The sequence below is a fragment of the Mesorhizobium sp. M0621 genome, from assembly GCF_040320745.1.
Taxonomy (GTDB): Bacteria; Pseudomonadota; Alphaproteobacteria; order Rhizobiales; family Rhizobiaceae; genus Mesorhizobium.
Genome location: NZ_JAMYQF010000051.1, coordinates 19580 through 35339, shown reverse-complemented (window position 1 = coordinate 35339; position 15760 = coordinate 19580). Strand labels below are relative to the sequence as shown.

Below are 15760 nucleotides of genomic sequence, written 5' to 3'. Positions count from 1 at the left end.
TGTCATGCTGAGCGTCGAAGCCCTGAAAATCCGGTATGGTGAGGTCGAGGCGGTGCGTCGCGTCGACCTCACCGTCGACAGCGGCGAGATCATCGCGCTGGTTGGCGCCAACGGCGCCGGCAAGAGCTCGACGCTCGGCGCCGTCGCTGGGTTGGTGCCGGCAGCATTCGGCAAGGTTGTGTTCGACGGTGTCGACATCACCGGCCTGGCGCCGGAGGCGATCGCCCGCAAGGGCGTCGCGCTGGTTCCCGAAGGCCGCCGCATCTTCGCCAGCCTGACGGTGGCCGACAATCTGCGTCTCGGCGGCGCGGTGCATCAGCCGGCGGCCGAGGCGCGGTTGCGCGAGGAGGAGATGCTGGAGCTGTTCCCGATCCTGCGCCGTTACCATCGCGTCAAGAGCGGCAATCTGTCGGGCGGCGAACAGCAGATGCTGGCCATCGCCCGCGCGCTGATGGGCAAGCCGCGCATGATCCTGCTCGACGAGCCCTCGCTCGGCCTTGCCCCGCAACTGATCGACACCGTCTTCGACCTGATCGCCGAACTGCGCCGCAAGGGCCTGACCATCCTTCTGGTCGAACAGAATGTGGCGCTGGCGCTTGAAATCGCTGATCGCGCTGTCGTGCTCGCCAATGGCGAGGTCGTGCTGTCGGGTACGGCAAAAGAACTTGCCTCGTCGGACCTCGTCCGCCAGGCCTATTTGGGAGCTTGAGAAGCATGATCGCGCAGCAGATCATCAATGCGGTGAGCCTCGGCGGCGTCTATGCGCTGCTGGCGCTCGGGCTGGCGATCGCCTTTTCATCGTGGGCCTGATCAATTTCGCCCATGGCGAGCTGATGACGCTGTCGGGCTATGCGCTGCTGGCCTCCCTGGTGCTCGGCTTTCCCTTCCCGGTGGCGGTGCTTGTCGCGGTTTCCTGCGGCGCGCTCGCCGCTGTCGCCATGGAGCGCATCGCCTTCCGGCCGATGCGCGGCGCCAGCGTCACCAGCCTGTTGCTAACCAGCTTCGCCGTTTCCAGCCTATTGAAAGTCGTCTTCCAGAACGGCATTTCGGCGCGGCCGCAGGCTGTCGCCATGCCCGGTTGGATGACCGGCGCCTTCTCCTTTGGCGATTTCACCATCGGCGTTGGGCCAAGCATCTCCATCGTCGTCTCCGCACTGGCGCTGATTGCGCTCGAAATCTTCCTGCGCCGCTCGGTGACCGGTACGGCAATGCGCGCCGCGGCGGAAGATTTCGACGTCGTGCGCTTGATGGGCATTCCGGCCAGCCGCATCATCGCCACCGCCTTCCTGCTCTCCGGCCTGCTGGCCGGGCTGGCGGCCATGCTGTGGGTGGCGCAGCGTGCCTCGGTCGATCCGCTGATGGGTTTCACGCCGGTGCTGAAGGCGTTCATCGCGGCCGTCGTCGGTGGCCTCGGCAGCCTGCCCGGTGCTGTCGCCGGCGGCTTCCTGCTCGGCATCATCGAGGTTTTATTGCAGGCGACGCTTCCGGGAGCGATCGCGCCCTATCGCGACGCCATCGTGCTGTCGGGGGTCATCGCCGTGCTGCTGGTTCGCCCGCAAGGCTTGATTCCGGCTGTTCGCGCCCAGCGAAGCTGACTCATGTATACGAAGCCTGAATTTGCGCCGCTGTCGTCGGATGAAGTGTTCGGCCTGATAGAAGCTGCTGCCTTCGCCACGGTGGTGACGTCAGGACCGCAGGGCCTCGCCGTATCGCATCTGCCCTTCGTGCTTGATCGCATGCGCGGTGAAAACGGAACGCTGGTCTCGCATCTCGCCAGGGCCAATCCGCACAGCGCGCTGATTGCCAAGGGCAGGGAGACGGCTGCCATCTTTCACGGCCCGCATGGCTACATCTCGCCGTCCTGGTATCCGCGCAATCCGGTGCGCGACAGCGCGCCGACGTGGAATTTTGCTGTTGTGCATTGTCATGGCCGGCCGGTGCCGCTCGACGATCACGGCACCGCAAGACATCTGCTTCGGCTTGTCGACGTGCTGGAAAAAGATCGCGACGATCGCTGGCGCATGCGCGAGCTGGGGCCCGGCGGCATGGAGCGGCGTATACCTGCTATCATCGGCTTCGATCTGCCGATCGAGCGGCTCGAGGCCAAGTTCAAGATGGGGCAGGATGAGCGCCTCTACGACACGAGCGAAGCCATCAAGGCGCTTGAGCAAGACGATCCGGCGCTGGCGGCAATGATGAAGGCGCACAACGCGCATCGCCAGGACTGACCGCCTGCATGCGGCAAGGATAAGAAAAAAATGATCCCCAATCTCAACATCGTCCCCTTCGTCAGCGTCGACCACATGATGAAGCTGGTGCTGAAGATCGGCGTGGAGCGCTTCCTGATCGAACTCGCCGGCTACATCGAGGATGATTTCCGCCGCTGGGAGCTGTTCGACAAGACACCGCGCGTCGCCTCGCACAGCGCCGAGGGCGTCATAGAATTGATGCCGACCAGCGACGGCGAGGTCTACGGCTTCAAATATGTCAACGGTCACCCCAAGAACATGCGCGAAGGTCGCCAGACGGTCACCGCCTTCGGCATGCTCGCCGATGTCCACAATGGCTACCCTGTCCTGCTATCCGAAATGACCATCCTGACCGCGCTGCGCACGGCGGCGATGTCAGCTCTGGCCGCCAAATACCTGGCGCCAACCGGCTCCAGCTGCATGGCGCTGATCGGCAACGGCGCCCAGGCCGAATTCCAGGCGGTGGCCTTCAAGGCGCTGCTCGGCGTCGACAGGCTGCGCTTCTACGACATCGACCGTGCAGCCACGCAAAAATGCATTCGCAATCTGGTCGGCCTCGGCTTCGACATGGTCGCCTGCGGCACCGCGCAAGAGGCGGTCGAAGAGGCTGACATCATCACCACCGTCACCGCCGACAAGCAGTACGCCACCATCCTTACCGACAACATGGTCGGCTCCGGTGTCCACATCAACGCGGTCGGTGGCGACTGTCCCGGCAAGACCGAACTGCACCGCGACATCCTGCTGCGCTCCGATATCTTCGTCGAATACCCGCCGCAGACCCGTATCGAGGGCGAGATCCAGCAACTTGCGCCGGATCACAAGGTGACCGAGCTGTGGCAAGTCATTGCCGGCGCTGTGCAAGGCCGGCGCGATGCCACGCAGATCACGCTGTTCGATTCGGTCGGCTTCGCCATCGAGGATTTTTCGGCACTGCGTTATGTCAGAGATCAGCTGAAGTCGACCGGCCTCTACCAGGAACTCGACATGCTGGCCGACCCCGACGAGCCGCGCGACCTGTTCGGCATGCTGCTGCGAGCAGCCCAGCACGGTTGAGGCATAGTCGGGTTATTCAGCCAGCCGAACCCCACATCGCATCCGGCACCACCACCAGCTTGCCGACGAAATCCTTGGCGATGAAGTCCGCTTGCGCATGGTGGAAATCGGAGAGCTTGTAGACGCCGCCGACCAGCGGCCGGATCTTTTTCGCCTCGATGTATCCAACGATGCGGCGGAAATCCGCGCGCGTGCCCTGGCTTGAGCCATGCAACTGCAATTGCTTCAGGTACATGGTCCTGAGATCGAGCTGGACGACCGGGCCGGCGATTGCGCCAGCCGTGGTGTAGCGCCCCTCGGGTCGAAGGATGCGCAGGAGGTCGTTGAAGATGGCGCCACCAACGAGGTCTGCGACCACGTCGATCGGCTGGCCGCCGGTCGCCTCGTTCACGGCTTGCGGCAGGTCGGCAACGCCACGCGTGATGACAGCCTCTGCGCCGATGTCGCGCACCGCCTGTTCCTTGCCCTTGCCGACGATGGCGTAGGGAATGGCGCCGCGCGCCCGTGCCAGCTGCACGATGCCGGAGCCGACGCCGCCCGAGGCGCCGGTGACCAGCACGCGCTCGCCGGCCTTGAGCGCGGCCCGTTCCAGCATCTGTTCGCCGGTCAGATAGGCGCAGCAGAAGGTGGCGAGTTCGACGTCGCTCATGTCGGTATCGACGACATGAGCATTCTCGGCCGGCACGGCCTGGTATTCGGCATAACCGCCGTCGCGGCCGTGGCCCATATAGTCGATGTCGGCGAGCGAATCGTCGTCGCGGTTGTAGATGGAGAAATCGACCATCACCCGTTCGCCGATACGGCCAGGCGAAACGCCCTCGCCAACGGCGGCGATGGTGCCGACAGTGTCGGTACCCTGGATGCGCGGGAAAACAAGCGTGTTGCCCTGGCGCCGCCAGGTCGACACCGCAGCCGCGTCCTCTTCCGTGCCATAGGCGCCCTGGCGCACCCAGACATCGGTATTGTTCATCCCGCAGGCGCTGACTTTCACCAGCACTTCACCTGGCGCAGGCGCAGGAACTTTTACATCGCTGCGGTAGACGAGCTTTTCCGGTCCGCCGTGCCCGGTAAGCAGCACGGCGGCCATGGTGGCGGGGACAGTTTTGGTCATGGCATTCATGGATCGATCTCAGAGATTGGCAAACACGCTCTTGACCGCGTCGGCGGTCTTCGAAACGACGATGTCGGCTTCTTCGCGGGTCAGGCAGAGCGGCGGCGCAAAGCCGAGAATGTCGCCCTGCGGCATGGCGCGGCCGATGACCCCGCTTGCGGCAAGCGCTGTCGCAACCTGCGGTCCGATCTTGAGCGAAGCATCGAAGAACACCCGGTCGTCCTTGTCGGCAACGAACTCGACCGCCGCCAGCATGCCGTCGCCGCGCACGTCACCGACATGTTTGTGACCGCCGACCGCCTTGGCCAGCTCGGCGCGGAAATAGGCGCCGGTCTCACGGGCATTGGTCACCAGATCCATCTCGTCGATCAGTTCGAGATTGGCGACGCCGGCGGCAACGCAGATCGGATGCGCCGAATAGGTCCAGCCATGGCCGAGCGAGCCGAGCTTGTCGGAACCCTGCACCAGCACCTGCCACATCTTGTCGGCGACGATGACGCCCGACAGCGGCGCATAGGCCGAGGTCAGGCCTTTGGCGATGGTGATCAGGTCCGGTTTGATGCCGTAGTGGTCGGAGCCGAACATGGTGCCCAGCCGGCCGAAGCCCGTCACCACCTCGTCGGCGACCAGCAGTACGTCATATTTCTTCAGCACCGCCTGGATCTTTTCCCAGTAGCCAGCCGGCGGCGGCACGATGCCGCCGGTTCCGAGGATCGGCTCGCCGATAAAGGCGGCGACGGTCTCCGGCCCCTCCGCCAGGATCATCTCCTCGAGCTTGTCGGCGCAATGCTGCGAAAACTGCTCCTCGCTCATCGAACGGTCGGCGCGGCGGAAATAATACGGCGCCTCGGTATGCAGGATCGGCGCGCGCGGCAGGTCGAAGGCGTTGTGGAACAGGTCGAGCCCGGTCAGCGATCCCGTCATCACGCCCGAGCCGTGATAGCCGCGCCAGCGCGAGATGATCTTCTTCTTCTCCGGCCGGCCGAGCACGTTGTTGTAGTACCAGATCAGCTTGATGTTGGTTTCGTTGGCATCCGAGCCGGAGAGGCCGAAATAGACCCTCGACATGCCCTTCGGCGCGCGGTCGATGATCATCTTGGCGAGCGTGATCGAGGCCTCGGTGCCGTGCCCGACATAGGCGTGGTAGTAGGCGAGGTTTTTCGCCTGGGCGGCGATGGCGTCGGCGATCTTCTGCCGGCCGTAGCCGACATTGACACAATAGAGGCCGGCGAAGGCGTCGAGGCTCTTCTTGCCATTGTTGTCCCACACGGTGACGCCTTCACCGCCGGCCATGATGCGCGTCGGGCTCTCGCCGCGCGCGTGCGTGCCCATATGGGTCGAGGGATGGAACAAGTGGTCGCGATCCCAGGCGGCGAGTTCGTTGGACTGGTCGAGCATTTTTGACTCCTTGAGGGATGGCCGGACGATTTACGAGATGTCCAGGCAGAGATACTTCAGATCGGTGAAGGCTTCGAGCCCGTGGCGCGAGCCTTCGCGGCCGATGCCGGATTGCTTGACGCCGCCGAAGGGTATCGGCGCGCCGGTGATCTTGACGCGCTTGATGGCGACCATGCCGTAGTCGAGCGCGCGGCCCATGCGCTGCTGGCGGGCGCCGTTTTCGGTCACGACATAAGCGACGAGGCCATATTCGGTGGCATTGGCACGGGCGATCACTTCGTCCTCGCTGTCGAACGGCGTTACGGCGGCAACCGGTCCAAACGTTTCTTCGCGCATGATCAGCGCTTCATCGCTGACATCGACCAGCAGCGTCGGCTGGTAGAACAACGGCCCGGCTTGATGCCGCGCGCCGCCGGCGAGGCAGCGGGCACCGTGCGTCAGCGCGTCGGCGACCTGCTCCTCGACCTTCTTGACGGCGCGCTCATGCATCAGCGGCCCGATGTCGGTTCCCTGTGCAAGGCCGTTGCCGGTCCGCAACGTCTCGATGCGCCTGGCGAAGGCGGCGCAGAAGCGATCGTAAATCGGACGCTGGACATAGATGCGGTTGGCGGCGAGGCAGTCCTGGCCCGACGTGGCGAATTTGGCTTCGATGGCGATGTTCACGGCTTTGTCGAGATCGGCATCGGCAAAGACGATCAGCGGCGCATGGCCGCCAAGCTCCATCACCAGCCGCTTCATCGTCGGTGCGCTCTGGGCGGCGATCAGCCGGCCGATCTCGGTTGAGCCGGTGAAGCTCATGGCGCGAACGCGTGGATCTTCGCACATCCGTCCGACGATGGTCGAAGCCTTGCCGGTGATGATGTTGAAGACGCCGGCGGGCAGGCCGGCACGCTCGCCGAGTTCGGCTAATGCCAGCGCCGACAGCGGCGTCTCCGAGGAGGGATGCGCGACGATGGTGCAACCGGCGGCAAGGGCTGCCGCCGCCTTGCGGGTCAGCATCGCCGACGGAAAATTCCACGGCGTGACGACCCCGACGACACCGAGCGGCTCACGCCGCACCATCATTTCGGTGTTCGGCAGATGGCTGGTGACGCTCTCGGCGTTCAGACGTTTTGCTTCTTCGGCATACCACTCGACGAAGGAGGCGGCATAGTCGATTTCGCCCAGCGACTCCTGCAGCGGCTTGCCCTGTTCCAGCGTCATCAGCAAAGCGAGGTCTTGCTTGGCGGCAATGATCAGCTCGAACCATTTTCGCAAGATTTTAGAACGCTCCTGCGGCAACAGCGACCGCCAGGCCGGAAAGGCGCGCGCGGCGGCATCGATCGCCTTTGTCGTCTGCCGTGCATCTAGCGCGGCGACGAAAGCGACAGTCATGTCGGTGGCCGGATCGGTGACCTCGAAGCTTTCAGCGGCTTCGCTTGCCGTCCAGTGGCCATCGACATAGGCGAGTTCTCGCAGCAGCCGGCGGTCGGCCAGGCGATCGAGCGCTTCATGGCGATGCGAGCGGGCGAAATGCGCGGACATGGTCGAGGCCTCCCGGTTCGGACTGATAGGGCAAGACTATCTGTCCCATGCGGACAAAGAGGCTGTTTGGATGCCTTGATGTAGAGAGTTTCTCTCTATTGCGTCGCCGCGGCAGGCGATTTCTCCGACCCTACGACGACGCCGGCAACAGGTCCGCTATGGGCAGCGCAATCTCGTCCTTCACCGTCTTGATGACGATGTAGGTGAAGTAGCGATCGATGCCGATTTCACGCTCGAGCAAGCCATCCACCAGGCGCTGGTAGGCGTCGATGTCGCGCGCCATCACCTTCAGCACATAGTCGACGCCGCCGCCGACCGACCAGCAGGCGACGATCTCGGGAATGTCGCGGATGACGCGCTCGAAGCGGTCGAAATCGGCCTGGCGGTGGTTGGCCAGCGTCACCTCCATCAGCACGGTGGCGACTGGCGCGACGACACGCATGGCGACCCTGGCGTGATAGCCAGAGACGATGCCGGCCTTTTCCAACTTGCGCAGCCGCATCCAGCACGGCGTCGGCGACAGGCCGACCTGCTCGGCCAGCGCCAGCTTGGTGATGCGTCCGTCGCGCTGGATGGCGTCGAGGATTTTCAGGTCGATCGGGTCGAGTTTCGCGGCAGTCATCAGCATCCACTTTTTCGTCGACTGCACCATGACGGCGCATTATTTCGATTGTCAATTGCACTGATTTCGATCTCTAATAAGTCATGACATTGTGGCAACCCGATCCCACGCTGATCCGACGGCCTGCCTATCAGTCGCTTGCCGACCAGTTCGCGCGCGCCATCCATGACGGGCGCCTGGTCAATGGCGCACGGTTGCCGACGCATCGACGTCTGGCCGACGACCTCAAGCTTTCTGTGCAGACGGTCAGCCGCGCCTATGAGGAATTGATCCGCCGCGGGCTGATTTCGGGCGAGATCGGCCGCGGCAGCTTTGTCCAGACGCAGCGTCGCGAGCCGGAGCCGCCCTATTTGCCGGAGCGGCTCGGCGAAGTCATCGACCTCTCGATCCTGAAGCCGGTCTGCGAGCCGATGCATCTGGAGCGGTTGAGGCAGGCCTTGGGCTGGCTGGCCGAGAACCTGCCATCGAGTTCAGCGCTTTCGTTCCGGCCCAACATGGTGTTTCCGCGCCATCGCGCGGTTGCGGTCGAATGGCTGAAACTGTGCGATCTCGACACCTCCGCGCAGAACATCAGCCTGACCAACGGCGCCACAGCCGGCATGACGGTGGCGCTGATGAGTGTGGCGCCGCCGGGATCGACGGTCGCCACCGAGGCGATCGGCCATCACACGCTGGTGCCGCTCGCCCGCTATCTCGGCTTCAACCTCGAGGGGCTGCCGATCGATGACAATGGCCTGATCCCGGAGGCGCTTGACGAGGCCTGCCGGCTTTCCGACATCCGGGCCGTCTTCGTGCAGCCCTCTGTAATCAATCCGACGGCGACGCTGATGGACGCGCGGCGGCGCGAAGAAATCGCCGCAGTCGCACGCAAGCACGACATCGCCATCATCGAGAACGATGTGCTCGGTCCCTTGGTCGAGGACCGGCCGCCGCCGGTCGCTGCGTTTGCGCCCGAGCGTACGCTCTATGTCACCTCCTTTACCAAGATCGTGGTGCCTGGCCTGCGCATCGGCTATCTCGCCGCGCCGGACCGCTATGTCGCCGCCGTCGCCAACCGGCATCTGGTCTCGAACTGGATGGCGACCCCGCTGGTGGCCGAGATCGCCACCAAATGGGTGACCGACGGCACCGCGATGGAGCTTGTCCACTGGCAGCGCGCAGCGCTGCGGCGGCGGCTGGATATCGCGGCGGAGGTGCTGGCCGGGGTCGACTATCGCGCCCGGCGCGACGGGCTGCATGTCTGGCTGCAACTGCCCGCCGACCGCGCCGAGGAAAGTTTTGTCGCCCAGGCCCGTCTTCAGGGCGTGGCGATTGCGCCCGGCACGTCCTTCCGTATCTCGGATGCGCCCTGGCATCCGGCGGTGCGCATCTCGCTGGGTTCTACCACCGAGGGGGAACTGCGCGCCGGCCTCGGCGTTGTTACCAAGCTGCTGCTTGGAGATCCCGAGCATTTGCTGCTCGCTATCTAGGCTCGGATTGACCGGAAAATGTGCGCAATCAGAATAATTGTCATGATATTATTTTCCAGATTGACATGATTTGGCGCGTTCCGCATCGTTAAGGGCACAGGCTTCTCCAGGACGGGGAAATTCATTTGTCCGCATCAGCGCCCATCATCAAGATTGACGGCATCTCGAAGAGCTTCGGCACTTTCAAAGTGCTGGACGGCCTGTCGATGCAGGTCATGCCTGGCGAGAAGCTGGCGCTGATCGGCCCGTCGGGCTCGGGCAAGACGACAATCCTGCGAATCCTGATGACGCTGGAGCGCATCGATGGCGGTCATATCCAGATCGACGGTGAGCAGCTCTATCACATGGAGCGCAACGGCCAGTTGCTGCCCGCCGATGAGCGACACCTGACAAGGATGCGCCAGAAGATCGGCATGGTCTTCCAGTTGTTCAACCTGTTTCCGCACAAATGCGTCATGGACAATGTCACGCTGGCGCCGATGCTGACCAAGGGCACACCGCGTGCTGCCGCCGAAAAGCGGGCGATGGAACTGCTTGAGATGGTCGGCATGGCCGACAAGGCGAAAAGCATGCCGGCACAGCTTTCCGGCGGGCAGAAGCAGCGTGTGGCGATCGCCCGGGCACTCGCCCTGTCGCCGAAGATCATGCTGTTCGACGAGGTGACGTCGGCGCTCGACCCGGAACTGGTCGAAGAGGTGATGAACGTCATGCGCAGGCTCGCCGCCGAGACCGACATGACCATGCTGCTGGTCACCCACGAGATGGGTTTCGCCCATGATTTCGCTGACCGGGTGCTGTTCTTCGACCGTGGCAAGATCGTCGAGGAAGGAAAGCCGGACGAGATTTTTCGCAATCCCAAACAGGAGCGCACGCAAGGCTTCCTGAAGAAGATCATCGCGGCCGGACATCGTGTCTGACCGCTATGCCCGAGGCGGCAACGCCGCCCGTAACGAAAGCAAGACAAGAAACAAAGGAGTTGGGAACAATGAAGAAACTTGGCATCCTGGCCGGCGTCGCCGGTCTTGCATTGACGGCAGTGCTGGCCGTCTCGACCGCCGGTTCGGCCGACGACAGCAAGCTCGAGCAACTGAAGGCGCAAGGCTTTGCCCGCGTCGCCATCGCCAACGAGCCGCCCTATACGGCGGTCGCCGCTGACGGCAAGGTTTCCGGCGCTGCACCCGATGTGGCGCGCGAGATCTTCAAGCGCCTCGGCGTCGCGGACATCGTCGCCTCGATCTCCGAATATGGCGCGATGATCCCCGGCCTGCAGGCCGGGCGGTTCGATGTCGTCACCGCCGGCCTGTTCATGAAGCCCGAGCGTTGTGCCGCCGTTGCCTATTCGGAACCGGTGCTGTGCGATGCCGAGGCGATGCTGGTGAAGAAGGGCAATCCGAAAGGCTTCAAGAGCTACGAGGATATCGCCAAGGATACGACCGCGACGATTGGCGCACCCGGCGGCGGCACCGAAGAGAAGCTGGCGCTCAACGCCGGCGTGCCGCGCGAGCGTGTCATCGTTGTGCCAGATGGCCAGAGCGGCGTGAAGATGCTGCAGGATGGCCGCATCGATGCCTATTCGCTGCCCGTTCTGTCGATCAACGACCTGGTCAAGAAGGCCGCCGATCCGAACCTCGAAGTCATCGCTCCGGTGCAGGGCGCGCCGGTCTATTGCGACGGCGCCGCCTTCAAGAAAGGCGACGAGGCGCTACGCGATGCCTTCGACGTCGAACTGGCCAAGCTGAAGACATCGGGCGAGTTCGCCAAGATCATCGAGCCCTATGGCTTCTCGGCCGCGGCCGCGATGTCGACGACCCGCGACAAGCTCTGCACGGCGAAGTAGGCGCCCTTTTTTGCCCTTCTCCCCGTTTACGGGGAGAAGGTGTCACGAAGTGACGGATGAGGGGCGGCGCCTACCTCTGAGAGTTCAGTGCCGCCCCTCATCTGCCTGCCGGCATCTTCTCCCCGTGAACGGGGAGAAGGACGCTAATACCAACGTTGGAAACTTCGAATTTCATGATCCAGTGGTCCGGCTATTTCGGCCTGATATTGCAGGGAGCGCTTGTCACCATCGAGCTGACGCTGATGGGGTCGGTGCTTGCCCTGTTCATGGCCTTTCTCGCCGGAATGGGACGGTTGTCGCGTTTCTTCGTGCTGCGCGCTCTGGCCACCGCCTATATCGAATTCTTCCGCGGCACCTCGATCTTCGTGCAGTTGTTCTGGGCCTATTTCGTGCTGCCCTTCATCGGCATATCGCTGACCCCATTGCAGGCCGGCGTGCTGGCACTGGGCTTCAATGTCGGCGCCTACGCCGCCGAAGTGGTGCGCGGCGCCATCCAGTCGATCGGCCGCGAGCAATACGAGGCGTGCATCGCGCTCAATCTCGGCCGCTGGCAAGCCATGCGTCACATCATCCTGCCTCAGGCGCTGCTGGTGATGCTGCCCACCTTCGGCAACAACGCCATCGAACTGCTCAAGGCGACCGCCGTGGTGTCGCTGATCTCGCTCACCGACCTGACCTTCCAGGCGCAGGTGGTGCGCTCGCAGACCGGTAACACCATGGTGCCATTCACCACCATCCTCGTCATCTATTTCATTCTGGCACTGCTCATCTCATGGGGCGTGCGCTCGCTGGAACGCCGCATGGCGCGTGGCCTCGATGGGGTGCGCGTCTGATGGCCAATGCCCTTCTGATAAATTGGGCCTGCTGATGGAATGGGATTGGAATTTCGTCTGGGAAATCATGCCCACGCTGATCCAGGGGGTGAAGATCACCATCCTGGCGACGCTGCTCGGCTCGGTGCTGGCGGCATTCGTCGGTCTGGGCATCGCGCTGGCGCGCCGCTCGCCCAACAAGACCGTGTCGCGCACGGTCGGCTTCCTGGCCGAGTTCATTCGCGGCACGCCGTTGCTGGTGCAGCTCTATTTCATCTTCTACGTGCTGCCCGACATCGGTATCCTGTTGCCGCCGCTGGTCGCCGGTGTCATCGGACTCGGGCTGCACTACGGCACCTACACGGCGGAAGTCTACCGCGCCGGCATCGACAATGTGCCGCGCGGCCAATGGGAGGCCGCCAAGGCGTGCAATCTCAGCGCCAGGCAAACCTGGACCCACATCATCATTCCGCAGGCCATTCCGCCGATGATCCCGGCACTGGCCAACTATTTCATCGCCATGTTCAAGGAAACGCCGCTGCTGTCGGCGATCACCGTGCTGGAATTGATGAACCAGGCGAAAAGCGTTGCCAACACCTATTATCGCTATATCGAGCCGATCACGCTGGTCGGTGCTTTCTTCCTCGTCATCAGTCTGTTTTCGGTCATTCTGCTGCGCTGGCTGGAACGCCGCTACGGCAAGATCGAGAGGTAACCGATGAAACCCTTGCCCGAGATAAAGGTCTATCCGAAACGGCCGCCACTGGAGGCGCGCCCGCTGGAGCGGCGCGTCGGCCTGATCATCCTGGCTACCGACCACACCAGCGAGCCGGATTTCCGCCGCATGGTGGCGAGCGAGCGGATCGGCGTCTACGTCGCCCGCATTCCCTACGCCAACCCGACGACACCGGATAATCTGCGCAAGATGCAGCCGGCGCTGACGGCGGGCGCGGCCCTGATCCTGCCCGACGAGCCGCTCGATGCGATCTGCTATTCCTGCACTTCGGCGTCGGTGGTGATTGGCGATGCCGAGATCGAGGCGGCAATCCAGGCCGCCAAGCCCGGCGTCCCCGTCGTCACGCCGCCGATGGCGGGCGTGCGCGGGCTGCGTGCGCTGGGTGCAAACAGGATCAGCATTCTCACGCCCTACACGGTCGAGACATCCAGGCCGATGGCGGCCTATTTCGCGGAGCGGGGTTTCGACATCGCCAGCTTCACCTGTCTCGGCTTCGAGGACGACCGTGAGATGGCCCGCATCGCCCCGGCAGCGCTTGTCGATCTGGCGCGTGAGGCGACCGACGCGAGCGCCGATGCCCTGTTCGTCTCCTGCACGGCGCTGCGTGGTGCCCTCGCGGTCACCGGCATGGAAAAGGCAATCGGCCGTCCCGTAGTGACCAGCAACCAGGCGACCGCCTGGAATTGTTTGCGGCTTTGCGGAGATGACACGCAGCGTCCTGAATTCGGCCGTCTGATGACGCTGCCACTCGGACAGTAAGACAATGTCCCACATTCACGAGCGACCCCCTCTGGCCTGCCGGCCATCTCCCCCTCAAGGGGGGAGATTAGCTGCTGCTACGCCGTCCTCAATCATCGACGTTGCAGAAAGAGCGGCAGCGTCGATGCTGCTGATCTCCCCCCTTGAGGGGGAGATGGCCGGCAGGCCAGAGGGGGTCGCCCCATGACGCGCGCCATCGCCCTAGCGGACATCCGTATCGCCCATGAGCGTATCGCCAACAAGATCGAGCGCACGCCGACCGCGCTATCCCCGAGTCTTTCCGAGCAGTTGGGCGCACAGGTTCACCTCAAGCTCGAACATCGCCAGATCACCGGCAGCTTCAAGCTGCGCGGCGCCTCGAATGCTGTCGCTTCGCTGAGCGCTGACGAGAAGGCGCGCGGCGTGGTCGCGGCGTCGACCGGCAACCATGGTCGGGCGCTGGCGCACGCGGCAAAGCTCGAAGGCCTGCGCGTGGTGATCTGCATGTCGCGGCTGGTGCCGGGAAACAAGCTCGACGAAATCCGCCGGCTTGGCGCGGAGGTCCGCATCGTCGGCAACAGCCAGGACGATGCCCAGCAGGAGGTTGAACGGCTGGTGGCGCAGGAGGGACTGGTCATGCTGCCCCCCTTCGATCATCCGTCCATCATCGCGGGGCAAGGCACGCTTGGGCTGGAGATGATCGAGCAGGTCCCGGATGCTGCTCTCGTTCTGGTCCAGCTCTCCGGTGGCGGGCTCGCCTCCGGCGTTGCCGCAGCCATCAAAGGCGTCAGCCCCGGGACAAAAATCATCGGTGTCTCGATGGCGCGTGGTGCGGCGATGAAGGCCAGTCTCGATGCCGGCCACCCGGTGCTGGTGGAAGAATTGCCGACGCTGGCGGATTCGCTCGGCGGCGGCATCGGCCTCGACAACCGGCTGACCTTCGCCATGTGCCGCGACCTGCTCGACGATGTTATTCTGCTAAGCGAAGACGAGATCGCCGCCGGCATCCGCCACGCCTATGCGCAGGAGCGCGAGATCGTCGAGGGCGCCGGCGCGGTCGGCATCGCCGCACTGCTCGCCGGCAAGGTCAGGTCGGACGGGCCGGTGATTGTTCTGCTTTCCGGCCGCAACATCGACATGGGCCTGCACCGCAAGATCGTTTGCGGCGAGGCACCGTCGCTCAAGGAGCGCGCAGCATGAGCCGGATGACAATTCTCACCGAAGCTGAATTGCGCGGGATCGTGACGCTCGATCTCGATGCCGTAGCCTGCGTCGAAAACGCCTTCCGCGCGCTCGCCACTCTGCCGGTGGCGATGCCGCCGATCCTGCGGCTCGACATTCCCGAGCATCGCGGCGAGGTCGACGTGAAGACCGCCTATGTGCCGGGCATTGACGGCTTCGCCATCAAGATCAGCCCCGGCTTCTTCGACAATCCGAAGCTCGGTCTGCCCAGCGTCAACGGTATGATGGTGCTGTTGTCGGCTAAAACAGGTCTGGTCGAAGCGCTGCTGCTCGACAATGGCTATCTCACCGATGTCCGCACGGCTGCTGCCGGAGCGGTCGCGGCCAAACATCTGTCGCGACCCGACTCCGCTGTCGCCGCGATCTTTGGTGCCGGCGTCCAGGCCGGGCTGCAACTCGAAGCACTCATGCTGGTGCGGCCAATCGCCGAGGCGCGCATCTGGGCCCGCGATGCCGTCAAGGCAGAGATGACCGCCGCTGCCTTGCGCGAAAAGCTCGGCATCGCCGTACGCGCCGAACCCGACTCGGCAAACGCGGTTGCCGGCGCCGATATCATCGTCACCACCACGCCGTCGACCGAGCCGCTGATCAAGGCGGGGTTCGTTTCTGCGGGCCAGCACATCACCGCGATGGGCTCTGACGCCGAGCACAAGAATGAGATCGCGCCGGCAATCTTGCGCATGGCCGATCTCTATGTCGCCGATAGTGCCCGCCAGACGCGGCGACTGGGTGAACTGCATCATGCCATTGCGGCGGGTGTGATGGCTGGAGATGCAGAGGTGACCGAACTCGGCCAGATCATCGCCGGCGCAAAACACGGCCGGCGTTCGGCTGGCGACATCACCATCGCCGACCTGACCGGCACCGGCGTGCAGGATACGGCGATAGCCACACTCGCCCGTGACCGGGCGCGGGCAGTCAATTCCGGGACCATTTTCGAAAGCTGATGCTGGCCGCGAGGCCCAA

Annotated in this window: 16 protein-coding genes; 12 read left to right on the top strand and 4 right to left on the bottom strand. The window is 63.9% G+C overall.

All coding sequences use genetic code 11. The annotated features are described in order from the left end of the window. Nucleotides 1-4: 4 nt before the first annotated feature. The 4 genes from NKI38_RS26600 to ocd all read left to right on the top strand — a co-directional run bounded on the left by NKI38_RS26600 (nucleotide 5) and on the right by ocd (nucleotide 3305). On the top strand, nucleotides 5-709 hold the full coding sequence (locus tag NKI38_RS26600) for an ABC transporter ATP-binding protein (protein WP_352662828.1): 705 nt from the start codon (nucleotides 5-7) through the stop codon (nucleotides 707-709). Between the two features lie 91 nt (nucleotides 710-800). Continuing rightward, entirely contained in the window at nucleotides 801-1595 is a 795-nt protein-coding gene (locus NKI38_RS26595) for a branched-chain amino acid ABC transporter permease (protein ID WP_352662825.1), read from the top strand. Nucleotides 1596-1598: 3 nt separating this feature from the next. Next, nucleotides 1599-2228, top strand: a complete 630-nt coding sequence (locus tag NKI38_RS26590) for an FMN-binding negative transcriptional regulator (RefSeq protein ID WP_352662822.1) — start codon at nucleotides 1599-1601, stop codon at nucleotides 2226-2228. A gap of 30 nt (nucleotides 2229-2258) precedes the next feature. Next, on the top strand, nucleotides 2259-3305 hold the full coding sequence (ocd, locus tag NKI38_RS26585; protein ID WP_352662819.1) for an ornithine cyclodeaminase: 1047 nt from the start codon (nucleotides 2259-2261) through the stop codon (nucleotides 3303-3305). 16 nt (nucleotides 3306-3321) lie between these two features. Here ocd and NKI38_RS26580 read toward each other — a convergent pair whose 3' ends face one another. From NKI38_RS26580 to NKI38_RS26565, 4 genes are all read right to left on the bottom strand, one after another. After that, nucleotides 3322-4425: an alcohol dehydrogenase family protein gene (locus NKI38_RS26580; protein ID WP_352662816.1), complete on the bottom strand. Its 1104-nt coding sequence runs from the start codon at nucleotides 4423-4425 to the stop codon at nucleotides 3322-3324. A 9-nt stretch (nucleotides 4426-4434) separates the two neighbouring features. Continuing rightward, nucleotides 4435-5814, bottom strand: coding sequence for an aspartate aminotransferase family protein (locus tag NKI38_RS26575; RefSeq protein ID WP_352662813.1), 1380 nt, complete (start codon nucleotides 5812-5814; stop codon nucleotides 4435-4437). A 30-nt stretch (nucleotides 5815-5844) separates the two neighbouring features. Continuing rightward, entirely contained in the window at nucleotides 5845-7338 is a 1494-nt protein-coding gene (locus NKI38_RS26570; RefSeq protein WP_352662810.1) for an NAD-dependent succinate-semialdehyde dehydrogenase, read from the bottom strand. 130 nt (nucleotides 7339-7468) lie between these two features. Continuing rightward, a complete protein-coding gene (locus NKI38_RS26565) occupies nucleotides 7469-7960 on the bottom strand; it encodes an Lrp/AsnC family transcriptional regulator (RefSeq protein WP_352629666.1) in 492 nt (163 codons plus the stop codon). A gap of 83 nt (nucleotides 7961-8043) precedes the next feature. Here NKI38_RS26565 and ehuR point away from each other — a divergent pair, with 83 nt between their 5' ends. The 8 genes from ehuR to eutC all read left to right on the top strand — a co-directional run bounded on the left by ehuR (nucleotide 8044) and on the right by eutC (nucleotide 15741). After that, the gene (gene ehuR / locus NKI38_RS26560; protein WP_352662807.1) at nucleotides 8044-9429 is read left to right on the top strand and encodes a MocR-like ectoine utilization transcription factor EhuR; all 1386 of its coding nucleotides are present in this window, start codon (nucleotides 8044-8046) and stop codon (nucleotides 9427-9429) included. Between the two features lie 125 nt (nucleotides 9430-9554). Beyond that, on the top strand, nucleotides 9555-10346 hold the full coding sequence (gene ehuA / locus NKI38_RS26555) for an ectoine/hydroxyectoine ABC transporter ATP-binding protein EhuA (RefSeq protein ID WP_352629449.1): 792 nt from the start codon (nucleotides 9555-9557) through the stop codon (nucleotides 10344-10346). 68 nt (nucleotides 10347-10414) lie between these two features. Then, the gene (gene ehuB / locus NKI38_RS26550) at nucleotides 10415-11266 is read left to right on the top strand and encodes an ectoine/hydroxyectoine ABC transporter substrate-binding protein EhuB (RefSeq protein ID WP_352662805.1); all 852 of its coding nucleotides are present in this window, start codon (nucleotides 10415-10417) and stop codon (nucleotides 11264-11266) included. 173 nt (nucleotides 11267-11439) lie between these two features. Further along, complete coding sequence (ehuC, locus tag NKI38_RS26545) at nucleotides 11440-12099, top strand: ectoine/hydroxyectoine ABC transporter permease subunit EhuC (RefSeq protein ID WP_352662802.1); 660 nt, start codon at nucleotides 11440-11442, stop codon at nucleotides 12097-12099. Nucleotides 12100-12133: 34 nt separating this feature from the next. Beyond that, nucleotides 12134-12793, top strand: coding sequence for an ectoine/hydroxyectoine ABC transporter permease subunit EhuD (gene ehuD / locus NKI38_RS26540; protein ID WP_352662799.1), 660 nt, complete (start codon nucleotides 12134-12136; stop codon nucleotides 12791-12793). A 3-nt stretch (nucleotides 12794-12796) separates the two neighbouring features. Next, entirely contained in the window at nucleotides 12797-13573 is a 777-nt protein-coding gene (eutA, locus tag NKI38_RS26535) for an ectoine utilization protein EutA (protein ID WP_352662796.1), read from the top strand. Nucleotides 13574-13756: 183 nt separating this feature from the next. Then, nucleotides 13757-14752 carry a hydroxyectoine utilization dehydratase EutB gene (gene eutB, locus NKI38_RS26530; RefSeq protein ID WP_352662793.1) on the top strand — a complete coding sequence of 332 codons (996 nt, stop codon included), beginning with the start codon at nucleotides 13757-13759 and terminating at the stop codon, nucleotides 14750-14752. Further along, nucleotides 14749-15741, top strand: coding sequence for an ectoine utilization protein EutC (eutC, locus tag NKI38_RS26525; RefSeq protein WP_352662790.1), 993 nt, complete (start codon nucleotides 14749-14751; stop codon nucleotides 15739-15741). The genes eutB and eutC overlap by 4 nt, the downstream gene beginning before the upstream one ends. Nucleotides 15742-15760: the final 19 nt, after the last annotated feature.

Coding starts and splice junctions, on each gene's coding strand:
- ehuD (WP_352662799.1), top strand. CDS start 12,134: ATGGAATGGGATTGGAATTTCGTCTGGGAAATCATGCCCACGCTGATC.
- ehuR (WP_352662807.1), top strand. CDS start 8,044: ATGACATTGTGGCAACCCGATCCCACGCTGATCCGACGGCCTGCCTAT.
- ehuB (WP_352662805.1), top strand. CDS start 10,415: ATGAAGAAACTTGGCATCCTGGCCGGCGTCGCCGGTCTTGCATTGACG.
- eutB (WP_352662793.1), top strand. CDS start 13,757: ATGACGCGCGCCATCGCCCTAGCGGACATCCGTATCGCCCATGAGCGT.
- NKI38_RS26570 (WP_352662810.1), bottom strand. CDS start 7,338: ATGTCCGCGCATTTCGCCCGCTCGCATCGCCATGAAGCGCTCGATCGC.
- ocd (WP_352662819.1), top strand. CDS start 2,259: ATGATCCCCAATCTCAACATCGTCCCCTTCGTCAGCGTCGACCACATG.
- NKI38_RS26575 (WP_352662813.1), bottom strand. CDS start 5,814: ATGCTCGACCAGTCCAACGAACTCGCCGCCTGGGATCGCGACCACTTG.
- eutA (WP_352662796.1), top strand. CDS start 12,797: ATGAAACCCTTGCCCGAGATAAAGGTCTATCCGAAACGGCCGCCACTG.
- NKI38_RS26565 (WP_352629666.1), bottom strand. CDS start 7,960: ATGACTGCCGCGAAACTCGACCCGATCGACCTGAAAATCCTCGACGCC.
- ehuC (WP_352662802.1), top strand. CDS start 11,440: ATGATCCAGTGGTCCGGCTATTTCGGCCTGATATTGCAGGGAGCGCTT.
- NKI38_RS26600 (WP_352662828.1), top strand. CDS start 5: ATGCTGAGCGTCGAAGCCCTGAAAATCCGGTATGGTGAGGTCGAGGCG.
- eutC (WP_352662790.1), top strand. CDS start 14,749: ATGAGCCGGATGACAATTCTCACCGAAGCTGAATTGCGCGGGATCGTG.
- NKI38_RS26590 (WP_352662822.1), top strand. CDS start 1,599: ATGTATACGAAGCCTGAATTTGCGCCGCTGTCGTCGGATGAAGTGTTC.
- NKI38_RS26580 (WP_352662816.1), bottom strand. CDS start 4,425: ATGAATGCCATGACCAAAACTGTCCCCGCCACCATGGCCGCCGTGCTG.